This is a genomic window from Bacillus sp. 11B20, from assembly GCF_056098985.1.
In genome coordinates, this window is sequence record NZ_JBLZWZ010000008.1 from 740,753 (window position 1) to 758,176 (window position 17,424).

Below are 17,424 nucleotides of genomic sequence, written 5' to 3' on the forward strand. Positions count from 1 at the left end.
CAAGTGGAAAATGATTTAATGATTTGCTAAATTGATAAGCACATACTGGCAGTTTTAAATACACAGAATCTTTAAAATGATAACACAATAGGTGAATTTGTAAAACATATTCAGGCGATTTGTCATCATTTAATCACAACGTTTTGTTCACCGAGCAGCTCTTTTAACTGGAAAATCACAGCATGATCTGCATGAACTTTGTATGCATCTGGAAGTCTCATCGTCTTTTTTTGCTTCTCATAATACAAATAGACATCTGCTTCTCCGCTGTGCATCGAAAGGACTCGTTTTACTTGCTCTAGCAGCTCCTGCGTATGATTCTCTTCTTTCACCCGAATGTAGACAGACTCTTTTCTTTTTACGTCCATCTCTTCAAGCAAAGCAGCTTCTTGCACGATGATTTGACTGCTGTCATTTCTGATCTCTACTCTGCCTTCCACATAAAGCATGGTGCCCTCCTCAAGTAAGGGGGACAGCTTTCTAAATTGCTCTGGAAAGACGACGCCTTCCATTTCTCCCGTTTCATCCCCAAATGTAACAAATGCCATCGATTGTCCATTTTTTGTCCGAATCGATTTCACTTTTGTCAAAAGACCACCCATTGAAATCTTCCGCTTAATATAGGAAGAAAGTCTGATGATTTCCACTGTACCATTCTCTCTTAAGCGGTCTCGGTATGCTTGTACTGGGTGATTTGATAAATATAACCCGAGTGCCTCTTTTTCAAATTGCAGGAGATCAACAAGCGGCATTTCTTCTATCTCCGCATATTTTGGCTTAATGGAGAAGGTTGTATCCCCAAGAAAGTCCAGCTGATCCTCTGGATTTAAAAATGACACGTGGTCTAACGCAATATCTATCGATGCTAATAACGAAGCACGATTGGGATAAAACTCATCCATCGCCCCTGAAAAAATGAGCGCTTCAATCGTTTTTCGGTTGACACTCTTTGGTGATACTCTTGCGCAAAAATCGAATAAATCTTCAAACGGCTTTTCCTGTCTTGCCCTGTATATATCCTTTACAGCTGACACTCCGACATTTTTAATCGCTCTTAAGCTGTAGCGGATCTCCCCTTTTTCAACCGTAAATGGAAACTCACTCTTATTAATAGAAGGCTTCAACACAGATATCCCTTTTTCCTTCGCCTCATAGAAATATTGAGCAATTTTGTCTTCATTTCCAATTACACTCGTTAAAAGACCGCACATAAAATATAACGGATAATGCGCTTTTAAATAAGCAAGCTGAAAGCCAATCATGCTATATGCAACAGCATGGCTTCTATTAAAACCATAGTTTGCAAATTTGACGATTAAGTCATAAACGTCATTTGCAATGTTAACAGGATACTCCTTTTTTAGGCATCCTTCAACAAAATGGCTTCGCTCTTCATCAAGGACCTTTTTATCCTTCTTCGAAACAGCTCTTCTTAATAGATCAGCCTCGCCCAGCTGAAAACCAGCCATCTTCGCTGCAATCAGCATGATTTGCTCCTGATAGACGATGACCCCATATGTATCCTTTAATATGTCATACAAATCAGGATGAGGGTAGGAGACCTTGACTCTGCCATGCTTTCGGTCGATAAAAAGCGGGATATTTTCCATTGGACCTGGACGATAGAGGGCATTGACCGCTACGATATCTTCTAAACTAGACGGCTTCAGGCGTCTCAGCACCTGACGCATTCCCTGTGATTCAAGCTGGAATATTCCAGTTGTATCGCCCGCAGATAACAATTCAAACGTTTTCTGATCCTCATATGAAATGTCACTAAAGTTAATGTGGACGTTTTCCTGTCTTTCAATCTGGTTTTTAATGGATTCAATTAATGTTAAGTTTCTGAGCCCTAAGAAGTCCATCTTTAAAAGTCCGAGATCTTCTAAATAATTCATGGCATACTGCGTTAAATACACACCTTCATGGCCGTCTTGAATCGGAACGACCTCTGTCAGCGGCTCTTCGCTCAGCACAACGCCAGCTGCATGTGTCGAGGTGTGTCTCGGTAAGCCTTCTACCTTTAAAGCAGTTTGGAAGACCTTTCGAAGCTCTTCAGATTGCTGAAGCATCGTTTTTAATTCAGGAGATGCAGTCACCGCTTCTTTGAGTGTCGTTCCTGGCTTTGATGGAATCAGCTTGGCAAGACGATCCGCTGCCTTTGAATCAATTCCCATCACACGTCCAACATCCCTTAAAGCAGCCTTTGCTGCAAGTGTTCCAAAGGTGACAATTTGCGCCACATGCATGTCTCCGTATTTGTCTTTTACATAAGAAATGATTTCGTCTCTTCTCGTGTCGGGGAAATCAATATCAATATCTGGCATACTAATTCGCTCTGGATTTAAGAAGCGCTCAAATAAAAGACCGTGACGGATCGGGTCGACATCGGTAATAAACAGAACGTATGCAACAAGTGAACCCGCTGCTGATCCCCGTCCAGGGCCTGTGACAATTCCTTTGTCATGTGCATACTTCATAAAATCCCACACAATGAGAAAATAATCACTGAAATTCATTTTTTGGATAATGCTTAGCTCATATTCAAGCCTTTTAACATACATGTCATTTGAAGCAATCTTTCTTTGCTTCATCCCTTCTGCGCACACTCTGCGTAAAAACTGATCTGCTGTTGATTGATCAGGAGTTGGATAGGATGGAAGTTTTGTCTGTCCAAGATTTAAATCGACCTCGCAGCGGTCTGCAATCTCCACCGTTCTTGTCAGCAGCTCTCGATCATCTCTATACCATTCCAACATTTCTTCAAAGGATCTGAAATGCTTTTCTCCTCGGTCTTCCTCTATCTCTGAAAGCTGATCCCCTGCTTTAATGGCTTTTAAACACGTATAAGCCATTTTATCCTCTCGATTGATGTAGTGAACATCCCCCGTCGCAACAAGAGGTATGTCCACACTTTGTGAGACGTCCCGCAGTTTGCTGGTGAGCGATTCGTCCTGCTGAAATGGCTGAAGTGCGATGTACACGTGGCCCTCGCCGAATATATGCTTTAATTGTTTGGCGGCTTCACGCGCTTCTTCTATTTGATCATGCTGCAAAAGCGTTTCAATATACCCAGATGCACCTGGTGTGATCGCAATGAGCCCGCGATGATAGCTTTTGAGCCATTTTTCTTTCAGTCCGGCTTTTGATTTTGATTTCAGCACACTGCTGATTTTGATCAGGTTTTGATAGCCTTCGTTGTTTTTTGCAAGGAGTACCAAGGGATAAGCCTCTGTCTCTTGTTCATCTATGAAGACAGAAGCTGTTAAACCGATAACCGGCTTGATGCCATGTTTTTTACATTCCTTATAAAATTCGACCGTTCCATACATCACATGGTCATCGGTAAGAGCGAGCGCCTTGCAGCCAAGTTCTTTTGCTTTCAGTACAAGCTCCTTTACTTTAGCTGCACTGCTTAACAAGCTGTATCCACTGTGGACCTGAAGATGAACATAAGACATGCTAAATCCACTCCTTTCGTCTAAAGTCATTCTTTCATTATAAAACGCGATGCGATGAGAAACAAATGTTCTTTCTTTTCTGTCCGTTCATACTTGTCCAGCACACACCATATATTGAATAGAGTGAGGTGGACAAAATGGATGTGAAGGAAGCTTTTATTCCGAATTTTATCAGCTGTTATTTTATCGCCCTTGGGGTCATTTTGGGTGGTGCTATCATAGGCGGTGTTGGTGCGTATTTATCTGGTCAGCCGCCTTTATCCATTATTACTAGTCTTGCCAACCGTTTAAAGATTTGGGCGCTTGTCGCCGCTATCGGCGGAACATTTGATGCTGTTTATAGCTTTGAACGAGGCATTTTCGAAGGAAACACGCGTGATATTTTCAAGCAGATTTTATTAATTATCTCTGCCATGGGCGGCGCACAAACGGGGTATCTCATTATTACGTGGCTCACCCAGGAGCATGTGTCATCATGAGGGTGCCGGAGCTGTATAAACGCCCAGGCTGGCAGCGTTTTTTTGCAGGAATGATGTTTGGTGCGATTGTAAGCTGGCTCATTTTTCTCTTTACATACGGAACCTTTCAGGAAAAGCAAGTAACACTGCTGAGAAGCCAGCAGCATCATATGGACAGTTTGAAGGAACAAATCACACTCTATCGGGAAGATTTGCATAAGTTAAATGAGGATAATAAGAAGCGGCTGCTGATCCAAAGCGTAGATGTTCATCTCGTGAATCGTGAGCAATATAAAATCCCAGAGCCAGATACGCTAAAGTTTGAAGATCAGGTCAAGGAGGATATCTCAGAAGTCATTACAAAGGATATTGAAAGTGTCTATAAAACAAAGGAATTACTAAAACGGACAGTGGAAAATAAAGAATATACGATTCGGGAAAAGGCATACCGAGCGAAAGTGACAGAGCTGACAATTTATACGAAGCTTTCACTTGAAGTACGTATTTCATTTGCTGAATAAACAGGTTGTGGAATTTTTATGAATTTCTGCCCTCAATGATCGCTTTTCACGCTTCATTTTTATACACTAAAAGTAGAACGAGATCTTAAATAGAAAGAGGTGAGGACAATGGAGGTTTACAGCTATCGTCAAATGGCACGAGACAAAGCAAGCCGGATCAAAGACGGCATGTGTGCTTATGCTGAGACAGAAATGATGGCTCATTTAATTAAAAAAGAATTAAAGCATCAAAATCTCCAAGCCTATGAAGATTCAACAGACATCGGCTGCTGGTTTATCCCTGTATGCAAGTAACCCTTTTCTCCATGACAAAAAAGAGAGAAGGGACTTCATATCCCTCCTCTCTTATGATGATGATTTACATACTTCTTCTAAATCACGCAAAATCTCATCTGCTACGGCCCAATCATAAATGGACGCACCGGCTGCAAGCGGGTGGCCGCCTCCATGATATTTTTTCGCAATGGTGTTAATGACGACACCTTTAGAGCGGAATCTGACACGAATCTGATCGTTTTCTTCCACAAAAAAGACCCATGCCTTAATGCCTGCTATATTTCCTAGTGTCCCAACAAGCTGTGAGGCCTGCTGCGCTGTTGTTTGGAACGATTCCAAAATTTCACGCTTAATGAACACTGATGCAACCCCGTTCTCTGACAAAGAAATATGTTGAAAAATATAGCCATTTAATTTCACGACATTCAAATCTGTCTCATACAATTGATTGAAAAGATCTGAAGATGAAAACGGATATTCGATAAGTTCCCCTGCATATTTGAGTGTCTTTTTCGTTGTGTTTGGGAAAAGGAAGCGGCCTGTGTCTCCTACAATGCCGGCATAGATCAATTCAGCCGCCTTTGTATTCAGCTGATATCCTTCTTCTTTCCCCTCTAAGTACAATTCATAAATCATCTCGCTTACAGAGCTTGCCTCTGTATCTACCCAAAGCAAATCACCATAAGGATCTTCATTCGGATGATGGTCGATTTTCATCAGCTTATCGCCCATTAAATAGCGCTGATCATCAATTCTTGCTTGATTAGCCGTATCACAGACAATGACAAGGGCCCCTTTATACACGTCGTCTGGTACCTCATCGAGTTCATATAAAAATGAAAGGGATGGCTCAGGGGTTCCTGTTGCATAAATATTTTTTTCTGGATAGGTGGCACGCAAGATTTCCGTAAGGCCGCACTGCGATCCATACGCATCAGGATCTGGTCTTACATGTCTATGAATGATGATGGTGTCATATAATGATATGGTTCTAATCAGTTCTTTTTTCATAAAAACTCCTTCTCATGCGATACTCTTTTTATTATTAAATCATAATCTATCGTGACGGAAAAGTGAGGAATAGACAATTTATTCTAGTAAGCAAGCCTATTTACGTTTAAAATAGGGTTGTAACCACTTACAATGGAGGCTTGGCACATGCTTGTTTTGATTGTGTTTATTATTTGTTCTGCCATGTTTTATTTATACTACAAAGCGAAAAATGTCCGTACGAACCGGCCAGTTGAGAAAAAATTTTGGTCGGCGAAATCCAGTATGGCCCTTGGCTGCTTTGTCCTGCTTTTCGGTGTGAATCAATTATTTTTAAACCGCTCGTCACTCGCATTTGTCATCGGATTTATTTTTGTTGCTGTCGGTATCGGCAGTACGTGGGCTGGGTATAAAGCCTACAAGCATTACCTTCCGCTCTTTTTAAAAGAAGGCGAAAAAGATCACGCGTAATAAGGAAAGGGGCGACATGGGTTCGCCCTTTTTATCATTATCCCCTCTCCATCAGCTGCACCATCAGCATCGCTTTACCTACGATATTCGATTGGTGATAAACCTCGACTTCCAGCTTTCCAAACTTGCGCCCTACTTCTAAAATATTCGGCTTGATCTGGATTGTGGATTCCATTTGGACTGGTTTTAAGAAGTAGACAGAAAGACTCTCAACGATCAGCTCGCCCTTTTTATGAGATTTTAAGAAGCGGTTGGCTGATTCGATTAAAATTTGTGTGAACACCCCATATGAAATGTTTCCAAGCTGGTTCGTCATTTGCGGGGTGACCTCATATTGATAAACCGCATCTGCTTTTGGTTTTTCTGTATCAGTTTCTTTAAACCCTCTTGAGACAACATCATCCAGCTTTTCTCCGACCTGCGGCTGCTTTTGAATCATTTGGAGCGCCTTGAGCACATCCTGACGGCTGATCATCCCGATCAGCTTCGCATGATCATCCACAACTGGCAGCACCTCAATGCCTTCCCACACCATCATTTGGGCAGCTGAGGCGACAGATGTTTTGCCAATGACCGTCAGCGGATTTTTCGTCATCACCTTTTCAATCGGTGTGGAGCGGTCATGCCCCGCAATATCCTTTGAGGTGAGGATGCCGTGAATCTTCATTTGATCATCTGCGACCGGGAAACGGCCGTGGCCAGTTTCATAATTCTTTTCATACCATTTTTCAAGCTTATCCTCTGGTGATAAATACACAGTGCGTTCAATCGGCGTTAAAATATCTTCTACAAGCACAATCTCTTTTTTAATTAATTGGTCATAAATGGCTCTGTTAATGAGAGCCGCTACGGTAAATGTATCGTAGCTTGTTGATAAAATTGGCAGCTCTAGCTCATCTGCGAGCTGAATGATTTCATCATCTGTTGAGAATCCGCCGGTGACCAGCACAGCCGCCCCTGCCTCTAATGCCTGCTTATGGGCATTGATCCGGTTTCCGACGATGAGAAGGTTGCCAGCTGCCGTATAGCGCATCATCGCATCCAGCTCCATCGCTCCGATGACAAATTTATTTAACGTTTTATGTAAGCCTGCTCGTCCTCCAAGCACCTGTCCATCAATGACATTAACCACTTCTGCATATGTCAGTTTTTCAATATTTTCTTTTTTCTTCTGTTCAATTCGAATGGTGCCGACTCGTTCAATGGTACTGACGAATCCTTTATTTTCAGCATCTTTGATGGCCCGGTAAGCGGTGCCTTCACTCACTTTCATTTCTTTCGCTATGCGCCGGACAGAAATTTTCTCCCCGACATCTAAAGAATCAATATACGATAAAATTTGCTCATGCTTTGTCGCCAATCCCGTTCACCCTTTTTGTTTTCAGCGTTTTTATCTATGTTTCATTATAAGGGCAGGAGGCTTTTAATAGCAATTTGTCTTTTCTTTCAGCAGATGAAGGCAAACAAAAAAGCCGGCATTTGTGTGCCAGCTTTTTTCATATGGGGATTAAATCTCGATTGATTCCCCGCTATTTAACACATGACCGACGCCGCCATGCAGGCTGTCTGCAAATGCATGCGGATCCTGTTCAATTGGCGGGAATGTGCTGTAGTGAATCGGAACCACCTGTTTTGCCCGCAGCCATTCTGCTGCAATTCTTGCATCCTCCGGCCCCATCGTGAAGTTATCACCAATTGGAAGGAATGCGAGCTCAATATGATTCAGCTCACCAATCAGTTTCATATCTGAAAAGAGTGCAGTGTCTCCAGCATGATAAATTGTTTTGCCCTCTGCGGTAAATAAAATACCTGATGGCATCCCTGTATACGTAATTGTCTGTGCCTCTTCATCAATGACAGCAGAACCATGGAACGCTTGCGTGAGCTTCACTTTACCAAATTCAAACTCACGGCTGCCTCCAATAGAAAGCGGGTGCGTTTTCACCCCTTGCCAGCTTAAATACGTGGCAAGTTCGAAAGGCGCGACAACAAGTGCATCATTGTTTTTAGCGATTTCAATGGTGTCACCGATGTGATCTCCATGTCCATGTGTCAGTAAAATGACATCTGCTTTCACATCTTGCGGATTGATATCTGTGTGCTTATTTCCATTTAAAAATGGGTCAATCCAAATATGATATCCGTTTGTTTCAATGTGTACGACTGAATGTCCATGATATGTAGCTTTCATGTAGTATATCCACCTTTCAATTTTGATCTCATATCATTTATTCCCTCTATAAAAAGCTAAAAAACTTAATGCCTGTGAATGACGTTAAGACCACCTGTTGCTTCAATGACGGTGCCTGTAATGAGGTCTGAACGGTCATCACATAGAAATGAGATGATACGTCCTATATCCTCTCCAGTACCAGACCTGCCTATTGGCGTTTCTTCGTCTTTGATTTGGCGGGCTTCCTCTATTGTCGATTCTTTCATGTCTCCAACGATTTTGCCTGGACAAACCATATTGGCGGTGATGCCGTTTTCGGCTTCTTCAATCGCAATGGTTTTCGTCAATGACGCAAGGCCCACTTTTGCCGCTCCAAAGGCTGATCTGTGCATCCAGCCTGGCGCATGGTCTGCACCTTGGAAGCCATAAGTGATAATGCGGCCAAAGCTTTGTTTTCTCATCATTGGGATGACCATGCGGAACAAATGGAATACTGCTGATAAGTTGCCTTCTATCATTTGATACCATTCATCTTCAGAGTAATCCGCCAGTTTTTTTCGTTCAAAAATATAAGGACCAGCATTGTTAATCAAGGCATCAATCCGCCCAAATCGCTCTATTGCCAGCTCTACCATGTTTTTTAGATCTTCTTTTTTTGTCACATCACCTTGGACAAATTGAAGCTTATCTTCGTACTGCTGTAATTCTTCTCTCATCTGCCGGACAGCTTCATCATCACTTCGATAATTCACTGTCACAGAATACCCCATATTCAGTAAAGACTCGGTGACTTTCCGGCCAAGTCCTTTAGAACCCGCTGTTATTAATGCGTGTCGCACACAATCTCCTCCTAAAGCAAAGGTTGCAAGTTCACGTGTTTCTTATCTTATCTTTTACTTTACTATAAACCGGCATCTGGCGCACTTATGAACCCTTTATCAATAGGAGTAAAACAGTATAGGGTGATTCATCCACTTTTTCAGATCCCATGAGCCATGGATATCGAGAAGCAGCGAAACAAAACGATAGCATTCTCTCACCTCTTGAAGCTCGCGAGGAAGCGGACAAATCTCTTCATACCCCAATTGGACATCGCGGGCAGCTTCTTTTGTCAAAAGGTATTCCAATGCAATAAAATCAAACGCAGCTGGTCCATATACGACATATTCTGTATCAACTAAACTCGTTACTTGATCATCTTTTTCAATATATTGAGACGGATCTAAATCAATTAAAATAAGACTGGCTGAATCAGGAGGCTTCAGCTTTCCAATCTTTTGCAACACAATTTCTGTATAACAATGAAATTCAGGCTGATCTGCGTAATAACGCTCTATGAGTTTGGGTACAGCCTTTTTTAACACCGCATGAAATTCTCTCAAATGTTTCTTTTCAGCTCCGTATACTGCACCAAAAAAGTCAGTTCGATATGAATGAAGATGTGCTAGTTTCCTCCCATAATCCTTATAAAAGTTTGATGAACGTCCATCGAAAGATGTGAAAGGTGTTCCTTCTACTTTCTCCATTACATAAAAATGTCTCCCTGCCTTCTTCACTTTACGAACAACTTCTGGAATCTGAAAGGAATTCGTATGAGACAGTTTTTGATTAATTTGATCGATATACTTTTGTGTAGTATGAGCATCTACTCCATAGATCATATTGATCCCAGTCACAAATTCACTTTCTTCTCTTACAGTTTTAGGAGATTTGATCACATACTCCGTTTTATCTTGTAAGGAGATCAGCCACACATCATTGACCCGTCCGTCATATTGTTCTCCTAACGTTTTCACTGATACGATCGGTTGATGAAACAAAGCCTCAAGCGTTTTCTTCATGATCTGCTGTCACTCCCTTTTCTGCTTGACGCTAGTATGCTTTCATTTTCTCCAATGGTCATCAAACTCCTTTTTCCATGACAAAAAAACCATCCGTATCATACGAATGGTTTTTTGCGTGTTATGCCAGACAGGCTTTTGCTTTTTCTAAAGCGAGCTGGATTTGTTTGAATCCAGTTCCACCTGCACTTGTTCTTTTTTCAACCGCCACATACGGATCAAGAACAGTGTAAATGTCTTGTTCAAAAAGCTCGCTTGCTTCTGTAAAAGTTTCAAAAGGAAGATCACTTAGGTAGATGCCTTTTTGAATACATGTATACACAAGCTTGCCAACGATTTCGTGTGCTTCACGGAATGGCATGCCTTTTTTCGCAAGGTAGTCTGCCACTTCTGTCGCATTTGAGAAATCTTCTTTTGTTGCCTTTTTCATGACATCTTCGTTGACTGTCATCGTTTGAATCATACCTGTGAAGATTTGCAGGCTGCCAGCGATGGTTTTCACTGTATCAAACATGCCTTCTTTATCTTCTTGCAGATCTTTGTTATACGTAAGCGGCAAGCCTTTCATAATCGTGAGAAGCCCCATTAGGTTGCCATACACACGGCCTGTTTTTCCGCGGATTAATTCAGCCATATCCGGGTTTTTCTTCTGCGGCATCATGCTGCTGCCTGTTGCATACGTATCATCGAGTTCAATGAATTTGAATTCTTGTGAGCACCATAAAATGATTTCTTCACAAAAACGTGAGAGGTGCATCATCACAAGACTGCTATTAGACAAAAACTCTAAAATGAAGTCCCGATCACTCACACCATCAAGGCTGTTTTCGTAAATGTGATCAAAGCCAAGCTGCTCTGCAGTATATTCACGATCAATCGGGAATGTCGTTCCTGCTAACGCTCCGCATCCAAGTGGAGACACGTTAATTCGCTTCAATGAATCTTGAAAGCGCGCTTTGTCACGCTCAAGCATCCAAAAATAGGCGAGCATATGATGGGCAAACGAAATAGGCTGTGCACGCTGCAGGTGCGTATATCCTGGAAAAATCGTTTCAACGTGCTGTTCTGCCTTCTCTACAAGCACCGTTTGAAAGGAAGAGATCAGTTCAATGATATGCTCGACTTGGTTATTCAAATATAGGTGCATATCAGTTGCGACCTGATCATTCCGGCTTCTCGCTGTGTGCAATTTGCCGCCAAGCGGACCAATCTCATCAATGAGCATTTTTTCAAGGTTTAAATGAATGTCCTCATAATCTACTGAAAATTCCAGTTCATCCGCCTCTGCCTTTTTCATGAGCGTATTTAGTCCGTCTTTGATGACAGCGGCCTCCTCATCACCGAGGATACCGCATTTATTCAGCATACTTGCATGAGCAAGGGAGCCGGTCAGATCTTCTTTCACTAATTGTTTGTCGAAATGAATGGACGCGCCAAACTCATCGACCCATTTTTCTGGTGTTTTTTGAAATCGGCCTCCCCAAAGCTTTTTCATGCTTTAACCTGCTCCTTTTTATTCACGATGCTGTTTACTTTTGTCGGTAAGCCCCAAAGGTTAATAAATCCTACAGCTGCATCATGATCAAATTCATCTGCTTTTGTATAAGTTGCGAGATTTTCATCATAAAGTGAATATGGTGATTTACGTCCTTCTACAATGGCATGGCCTTTAAATAGTTTCACACGTACAACACCTGTTACGTTTTGCTGTGTTTCTTGTAAGAATGCATCTAGTGCTTCTTTAAGCGGTGAGAACCATAAGCCGTTGTATATTAATTCAGCCATTTTTTGTTCCACGATTGGTTTAAAGTGTGCGACTTCTTTAACAAGCGTTAAGTCTTCAAGCTCTTTATGTGCTTTAAGAAGTGTGACTGCACCTGGGCACTCGTACACTTCACGAGATTTGATCCCAACAAGACGGTTTTCAACGTGATCGATTCTGCCAACACCATGCTGACCAGCGACTTCATTTAAATGAAGGATAAGGTCAGATAATGAATACTGGATTCCGTCAATCGCTGTCGGTTTTCCTTTTTCAAACGTGATTTCAATGATTTCTGGTGTGTCAGGTGTTTTTTCAAGTGGATTTGTCAGATCATATGCACCTTCTGGCGGCGCAGCCCAAGGATCTTCTAAAATGCCACATTCGTTACTTCTGCCCCAAAGGTTTTGGTCGATTGAATATGGGCTGTCTAAGTTAATCGGAATTGGAATACCATGTTTTTGTGCATAATCGATTTCCTCATCACGAGACCATTTCCATTCACGCACTGGCGCAAGAACTTCTAGATCTGGATTCAATGCTTTAATGGATACTTCAAAACGAACTTGGTCGTTCCCTTTTCCAGTACATCCATGAGCAACAGCTACTGCATTTTCTTTTTCTGCTACTTCCACTAATTTTTTTGCAATAAGCGGACGGGATAGTGCAGATACTAGTGGGTATTTTCCTTCATACATTGTGTGTGCTTGTAATGCAGTGAGTGCAAACTCTTCAGCAAATTCTTCTTTTGCGTCAATCATGTATGATTGAACCGCTCCGACTTGAAGCGCTTTTTGTTGAACGAATGCCAAGTCTTTTCCTTCACCTACGTCAAGGCAGCAAGCAACAACTTCGTATCCTTGCTCTTGTAACCATTTAACTGCAACAGAGGTATCAAGACCTCCGGAATATGCTAATACAACTTTTTTATTTTGTGACATGATTGAAAAGCTCCTCTCGCTTGTTTTGATTCTGTGAATGTTTTTTGCATAAAAATAAGTTTTAATTTATAAACATGCATTTAGTATGTATACACTGTAACAAGGAAAAATTGTTTTTTCAACCCCTTTATGAAAAAAACTCTGCCAAATTTTCTTGGCAGAGTCATTTTGGGCTATTTTTGATCTTTTTCAAGCTCTCGTAAGACGTGAGGAAGCTCTGGAATCACGAGTTTTGTCATGGCTAAACGAACGGCTCCGGTAGATCCCGGCGTGGCAAAGACAGCCTTTTGATTGACGACCCCTGCCGCTGCCCGGGACAAGATAGCAGCTGAACCTATGTCTTCTGTATAGCTGAGCATTCGGAAGATTTCACCAAAGCCAGGCAGCTCCTTGGAAAAAAGAGGGGTAATCGCTTCAATGGTCACATCCCTTGCAGCAATTCCTGTTCCGCCATTTAACAAGACGGCATCTATTTTCGGTTCGCTTGTTCCTTCTAGCACAGCGTCTTGAATCAATCCAATATCATCTTTTACAATATCGTATGCAAGAACAAGATGTCCCTGTTCTTTGAGCAAATCAATCATCAGGCGCCCGCTTTTATCTGTTTCCTTCGTTCTTGTATCACTGACCGTAATGACCTTCACATAAAGCCTTTCTTTCGCCTCTCGTTTATGTTCTGTCACGCTCATTTTCCGCAACGCTCCCTTTTACTTCATTTTGGACAACATTATAGCATGCTGCTTTTAACAGAAAAAAGCTCTTTTCCTTATTGGAAAAGAGCTTTTCAAACTTTTACGCTAAACGCATAACGTCTCTTGCAATCATTACTTCTTCGTTTGTTGGGATGACGATCACTTTTACAGGAGAGTGCGGGTAGCTGATGAATGCTTCTTCGCCTCTCATGTTGTTTAGGGAAGGATCCCAGTAAACGCCCATGAATTCTAGACCACGAAGTACACGTGCTCTTACTTCTGAACTGTTTTCACCGATTCCAGCTGTGAAGATGATCGCATCTACGCCATTCATTCTTGCTGCATAAGAGCCGATGTATTTATGAATACGGCTCGCAAAAATATCAAGAGCAACTTCTGCACGGTCGTTTCCTTCTTCTGTTGCTTCTTCAATATCACGAAGGTCACTTGACAGACCAGACACACCTAAAAGACCACTCTTCTTATTCAAAGTAGAAAGCACTTCTTCAGCAGTATGTCCTGTTTTTTCCATAATGAATGGAATAAGAGCAGGGTCAATGTTACCTGAACGTGTACCCATTGCAACACCAGCAAGTGGTGTAAAGCCCATAGATGTATCGATTGATTTTCCGCCTTCAACTGCTGCGATACTCGCACCATTTCCAAGGTGGCAAGAAATCAAACGAAGCTCTTCTAGTGGACGGCCTAATAGCTCTGCTGCACGCTCTGTAACGAACTTGTGGCTTGTCCCGTGGAATCCGTATTTACGAATACCAAAGTTTTTGTAGTAGTCGTACGGAAGGCTGTATAGATAAGACTGCTCTGGCATAGTTTGGTGGAACGCTGTATCGAACACAGCAATCGCTGGTACGTCAGGCAGAATTTGTTTGAATGCTTTGATTCCTACAACGTTTGCAGGGTTGTGAAGTGGTGCAAGCTCTGAAAGCTGATCAATGTCGTTAATCACTTCATCAGTTAAAAGTACAGAATCGCTGAATTTCTCTCCGCCGTGAACAACACGGTGTCCTACGCCATCAATTTCATTAAAGTCTTTGATGATGTGAAATTCAGTTAGTTTTTCAAGCAGCATTTTGACCGCTACTGCGTGATCTGGAATATCTGTCACTTCTGTTTTCTTTTCTCCATCTACAGAAATCGTGAAGATACTGTTGTCCATTCCGATTCTTTCAACAAGCCCTTTTGTTAAAACGGTTTCTTCTGGCATGTCGAACAATTGGAATTTAAGAGATGAGCTTCCTGCGTTGATTGCAATAATTTTGGACATTACTGTCGCTCCTTTTACTCAGTTGTTATATAAGGTTTCACGTTTTTTCCGGTGCTATATTCAACCTGTTTGACGGGTCTTTTATAGTTTAACGATAAGTCCGAAAAATATCTGACTTTTTCATTTAAACATTGAAAACTTTGCATTTCAAGTGCACCTTCAAACTGTTATCGCTTACATCAATAAGTCATTATTTTCTGAATAGTAAAATATCCAGATTATTGACAAAGAGCTAAAATGATTTTTATTTTAGCTCTTTGTTTTCTTTTCAGCGTGATAGAAAACCTTTGCAGCTCTAGGAAGGGCGAGCACCGGAGCAGAGCGAATTTGGGATTCGTGAGCACCGGAGCGCAGACCTGACAACGAATGCGAGGGTTTGTCTACACGCTGAAATAGCCAGAAATCACTCTGGCTATTCTTTCGTTTCTTTTTCTTCTATAAACCACTGGTCTAATTTTCTCATCACACCGACCATTGCTTCCTTTTGTGAGAAAGATGGAAGATTGGCAAACAGCATTCGTTTTGGTGCTTCCAGCCCTTCTTTTTTCTTTTGCATCACAAATAAGCTTTTGGCGTGTTTTTTATCCTTAAACATGGACACTGGCAGCTGAATTAACGCATTCATATACGCATGGTCTTTAATGAAATCCTTTAATTGTACGCTCTCTTTTCCTTCAAACAAGTCGTTTGGAATGATGAAGAATAAGAAGCCGCCTTCTTTTGTGTAGCGGAGGCTTTGTTCAATGAATAAATAATGGGCAAAGGCATGTCCTTCTTTTGCCTGCAATTCAAAGTCTGCTGCACGCTCATCATTTGGATAATAGCCGACTGGCAGGCTGCATACAGTGACATCTGCCGGTGAGATCAGAAGCGGTTCAAGACTGTCCTGGTGGAAAAGCTCGACTTCTTTCTCCTCTAAATTCGCCTGGGCCCAAGCAATTTTAATGAGCACATCATCAATTTCAGACGCAAAGCCGCGCTTTGTTTCTGCAGTGAGATTGTTTAAAACCGCAAGAAGTAAGTTTCCTGTTCCCGCTGCTGGATCAAAGACAACAAGTTCTTTTTGACCTTCTAAAAATTTATTCACCAAATAGCTGACAAACAGTCCAATCGTATCTGGCGTCATCTGGCGATTTGGATGAGAAATATCCTTTTGACCTTTCAATACGGCGAGCTGAAACGCTTTACGAATCTGCTCATGATCATAAGAAGCAAAATCTGCTTTCTCTATTAAATCCTTTAATAAACCGTTTCGATCATTTGCTTGGAAAAAGGCTTCTCCTGCTTCTGCCAATGCCTCAATATAGGAAATGCTCTGTTCCTTTTTCAATCGAATAGAAGCTGTATCGAGCAGTTCAAAAATAGTACTTACTTGATCTTTCTGCAATGCTTTTCTCTCCTCGCTTTGTTAAAAGCTATATGTTCTCATTGAAAAGAGCCCCAGGTTGAAGCCGGAGCTCTTGTCGATGCTGCTTTTATAACAGTGATTTTGCAGCTTCAATGGCTTTTTCATAATTTGGGTGATTCGTTGCTTCACTTACGTATTCAGTGTAAACCACTTTTCCGTTAGGGTCTAATACAAAGACTGCGCGCGCCAATAAACGCAATTCTTTCATATACACTCCGAATGCTTCACCAAATGACATATCTCTGTGATCAGATAATGTTTCGACATTTTCAATTCCGTTTGCTCCGCACCAGCGTGCTTGTGCAAATGGAAGGTCTGCACTAATCGTATAAATATTGACCGGACCTAAACCCGCTGCCTCTTCATTGAAACGTCTTGTTTGTGCGTCACACACACCTGTATCAATAGAAGGAATCACTGAGATGATCGTCACTTTTCCTGCTAAATCAGAAAGTGAAACTTCTCCAAGTGAGTTCGTTAAAACCGTAAAATCAGGAGCCTGCTCGCCTACTTTCACTTCATTTCCTACAAGCGTGACAGGACTTCCTTTAAATGTGATCGATGCCAAAACAATTCCTCCCTTTTCAAATGTATGGTTCTATCATAGTAGAGAAAGCAAAAAACTGCAAAGCCTAATCGTCCATTTTGAAAAAAAAGTTAACTGCAGCGCAGCTAACTTTTTAAAGGTCTATGTCATCTAGTTTTCGTTCTTTATGACGGTGCTCCCGCTCATCCTTCTTAAACATGTGCTGAAGACGTTCAATTGCTTGAGGAGCAGAATCCAATATTTTATCGAGCAGATGTGTGTGTTCATCCAAATGAAGCATTCGAACTCCGTTTGTTCCTACAATTAAGAAGGCAATTGGTGTAATCGATACCCCGCCGCCGCTTCCGCCGCCAAATGGGAGTCTCGGTTCTTTTCGTTCTTGATCATCAGAACGCTTTTCCTTCTTTTGGTTCCCGTTAAATTCACTGCCGCCGGCTGCAAATCCAAAACCAACCTTTGACACAGTGAGAATGACACTGCCGTCAGGGGTTTCGACTGGATCGCCGATGATTGTATTCACATCTATCATTTCTTTTAAGTTTTCCATCGCTGTCTTCATGAGACCTTGGATTGGATGATCTGCCATTTTCGGGTTCCT

At 41.8% G+C, this 17,424-nt stretch carries 17 protein-coding genes; 4 read left to right on the forward strand and 13 right to left on the reverse strand.

The window, feature by feature from the left end; genetic code table 11:
• Positions 1 to 125: 125 nt before the first annotated feature.
• Entirely contained in the window at positions 126 to 3,461 is a 3,336-nt protein-coding gene (dnaE, locus tag ACN6NB_RS13175) for a DNA polymerase III subunit alpha (RefSeq protein WP_474253380.1), read from the reverse strand.
• A 137-nt stretch (positions 3,462 to 3,598) separates the two neighbouring features.
• Here dnaE and ytrH point away from each other — a divergent pair, with 137 nt between their 5' ends.
• The 3 genes from ytrH (at position 3,599) to ACN6NB_RS13190 (ending at position 4,734) form a co-directional block, all read left to right on the forward strand.
• Positions 3,599 to 3,940 carry a sporulation membrane protein YtrH gene (gene ytrH / locus ACN6NB_RS13180; protein WP_024424798.1) on the forward strand — a complete coding sequence of 114 codons (342 nt, stop codon included), beginning with the start codon at positions 3,599 to 3,601 and terminating at the stop codon, positions 3,938 to 3,940.
• Positions 3,937 to 4,440 (forward strand): sporulation membrane protein YtrI, encoded by a 504-nt coding sequence (ytrI, locus tag ACN6NB_RS13185; protein WP_003216226.1) that lies wholly within the window; start codon positions 3,937 to 3,939, stop codon positions 4,438 to 4,440. The genes ytrH and ytrI overlap by 4 nt, the downstream gene beginning before the upstream one ends.
• 108 nt (positions 4,441 to 4,548) lie before the next feature.
• Positions 4,549 to 4,734, forward strand: a complete 186-nt coding sequence (locus ACN6NB_RS13190; RefSeq protein ID WP_003216400.1) for a YtzJ family protein — start codon at positions 4,549 to 4,551, stop codon at positions 4,732 to 4,734.
• A gap of 51 nt (positions 4,735 to 4,785) precedes the next feature.
• Here ACN6NB_RS13190 and ACN6NB_RS13195 read toward each other — a convergent pair whose 3' ends face one another.
• Positions 4,786 to 5,727 carry a DHH family phosphoesterase gene (locus tag ACN6NB_RS13195; protein ID WP_024424800.1) on the reverse strand — a complete coding sequence of 314 codons (942 nt, stop codon included), beginning with the start codon at positions 5,725 to 5,727 and terminating at the stop codon, positions 4,786 to 4,788.
• Between the two features lie 147 nt (positions 5,728 to 5,874).
• Here ACN6NB_RS13195 and ACN6NB_RS13200 point away from each other — a divergent pair, with 147 nt between their 5' ends.
• Entirely contained in the window at positions 5,875 to 6,177 is a 303-nt protein-coding gene (locus tag ACN6NB_RS13200) for a YtpI family protein (protein WP_003216665.1), read from the forward strand.
• Between the two features lie 37 nt (positions 6,178 to 6,214).
• On the opposite strand, the gene ACN6NB_RS13205 is transcribed toward ACN6NB_RS13200, so the two are convergent.
• The 11 genes from ACN6NB_RS13205 to ytfJ all read right to left on the reverse strand — a co-directional run bounded on the left by ACN6NB_RS13205 (position 6,215) and on the right by ytfJ (position 17,412).
• Entirely contained in the window at positions 6,215 to 7,537 is a 1,323-nt protein-coding gene (locus tag ACN6NB_RS13205) for a CBS domain-containing protein (protein ID WP_039180580.1), read from the reverse strand.
• 147 nt (positions 7,538 to 7,684) lie between these two features.
• Complete coding sequence (locus ACN6NB_RS13210) at positions 7,685 to 8,368, reverse strand: metal-dependent hydrolase (RefSeq protein ID WP_039180583.1); 684 nt, start codon at positions 8,366 to 8,368, stop codon at positions 7,685 to 7,687.
• 65 nt (positions 8,369 to 8,433) lie between these two features.
• Complete coding sequence (locus ACN6NB_RS13215; protein WP_039180586.1) at positions 8,434 to 9,189, reverse strand: SDR family oxidoreductase; 756 nt, start codon at positions 9,187 to 9,189, stop codon at positions 8,434 to 8,436.
• Between the two features lie 99 nt (positions 9,190 to 9,288).
• Positions 9,289 to 10,191: an aminoglycoside phosphotransferase family protein gene (locus ACN6NB_RS13220; protein WP_247544431.1), complete on the reverse strand. Its 903-nt coding sequence runs from the start codon at positions 10,189 to 10,191 to the stop codon at positions 9,289 to 9,291.
• Between the two features lie 121 nt (positions 10,192 to 10,312).
• A complete protein-coding gene (argH, locus tag ACN6NB_RS13225; protein WP_058838285.1) occupies positions 10,313 to 11,686 on the reverse strand; it encodes an argininosuccinate lyase in 1,374 nt (457 codons plus the stop codon).
• Complete coding sequence (locus tag ACN6NB_RS13230; protein ID WP_024424806.1) at positions 11,683 to 12,894, reverse strand: argininosuccinate synthase; 1,212 nt, start codon at positions 12,892 to 12,894, stop codon at positions 11,683 to 11,685. Before ACN6NB_RS13230 ends, argH begins: the two co-directional genes overlap by 4 nt.
• Positions 12,895 to 13,067: 173 nt before the next feature.
• Positions 13,068 to 13,583, reverse strand: a complete 516-nt coding sequence (locus ACN6NB_RS13235; protein WP_144494582.1) for a MogA/MoaB family molybdenum cofactor biosynthesis protein — start codon at positions 13,581 to 13,583, stop codon at positions 13,068 to 13,070.
• Between the two features lie 103 nt (positions 13,584 to 13,686).
• Positions 13,687 to 14,871 (reverse strand): acetate kinase, encoded by a 1,185-nt coding sequence (locus ACN6NB_RS13240; protein ID WP_039180594.1) that lies wholly within the window; start codon positions 14,869 to 14,871, stop codon positions 13,687 to 13,689.
• Positions 14,872 to 15,283: 412 nt separating this feature from the next.
• A complete protein-coding gene (locus tag ACN6NB_RS13245) occupies positions 15,284 to 16,258 on the reverse strand; it encodes a class I SAM-dependent methyltransferase (RefSeq protein WP_212043803.1) in 975 nt (324 codons plus the stop codon).
• 88 nt (positions 16,259 to 16,346) lie between these two features.
• On the reverse strand, positions 16,347 to 16,847 hold the full coding sequence (tpx, locus tag ACN6NB_RS13250) for a thiol peroxidase (protein WP_024424810.1): 501 nt from the start codon (positions 16,845 to 16,847) through the stop codon (positions 16,347 to 16,349).
• A gap of 112 nt (positions 16,848 to 16,959) precedes the next feature.
• Positions 16,960 to 17,412: a GerW family sporulation protein gene (gene ytfJ / locus ACN6NB_RS13255; RefSeq protein WP_024424811.1), complete on the reverse strand. Its 453-nt coding sequence runs from the start codon at positions 17,410 to 17,412 to the stop codon at positions 16,960 to 16,962.
• Positions 17,413 to 17,424: the final 12 nt, after the last annotated feature.

Excerpts from the sequence above, each read along its gene's own strand:
- ACN6NB_RS13210 (WP_039180583.1), bottom strand. The coding sequence starts at position 8,368 with ATGAAAGCTACATATCATGGACATTCAGTCGTACACATTGAAACAAAC.
- ytrI (WP_003216226.1), top strand. The coding sequence starts at position 3,937 with ATGAGGGTGCCGGAGCTGTATAAACGCCCAGGCTGGCAGCGTTTTTTT.
- ACN6NB_RS13220 (WP_247544431.1), bottom strand. The coding sequence starts at position 10,191 with ATGAAGAAAACGCTTGAGGCTTTGTTTCATCAACCGATCGTATCAGTG.
- ytrH (WP_024424798.1), top strand. The coding sequence starts at position 3,599 with ATGGATGTGAAGGAAGCTTTTATTCCGAATTTTATCAGCTGTTATTTT.
- ytfJ (WP_024424811.1), bottom strand. The coding sequence starts at position 17,412 with ATGGCAGATCATCCAATCCAAGGTCTCATGAAGACAGCGATGGAAAAC.
- argH (WP_058838285.1), bottom strand. The coding sequence starts at position 11,686 with ATGAAAAAGCTTTGGGGAGGCCGATTTCAAAAAACACCAGAAAAATGG.
- ACN6NB_RS13200 (WP_003216665.1), top strand. The coding sequence starts at position 5,875 with ATGCTTGTTTTGATTGTGTTTATTATTTGTTCTGCCATGTTTTATTTA.
- ACN6NB_RS13190 (WP_003216400.1), top strand. The coding sequence starts at position 4,549 with ATGGAGGTTTACAGCTATCGTCAAATGGCACGAGACAAAGCAAGCCGG.
- ACN6NB_RS13195 (WP_024424800.1), bottom strand. The coding sequence starts at position 5,727 with ATGAAAAAAGAACTGATTAGAACCATATCATTATATGACACCATCATC.
- ACN6NB_RS13230 (WP_024424806.1), bottom strand. The coding sequence starts at position 12,894 with ATGTCACAAAATAAAAAAGTTGTATTAGCATATTCCGGAGGTCTTGAT.
- dnaE (WP_474253380.1), bottom strand. The coding sequence starts at position 3,461 with ATGTCTTATGTTCATCTTCAGGTCCACAGTGGATACAGCTTGTTAAGC.
- ACN6NB_RS13235 (WP_144494582.1), bottom strand. The coding sequence starts at position 13,583 with ATGAGCGTGACAGAACATAAACGAGAGGCGAAAGAAAGGCTTTATGTG.
- ACN6NB_RS13240 (WP_039180594.1), bottom strand. The coding sequence starts at position 14,871 with ATGTCCAAAATTATTGCAATCAACGCAGGAAGCTCATCTCTTAAATTC.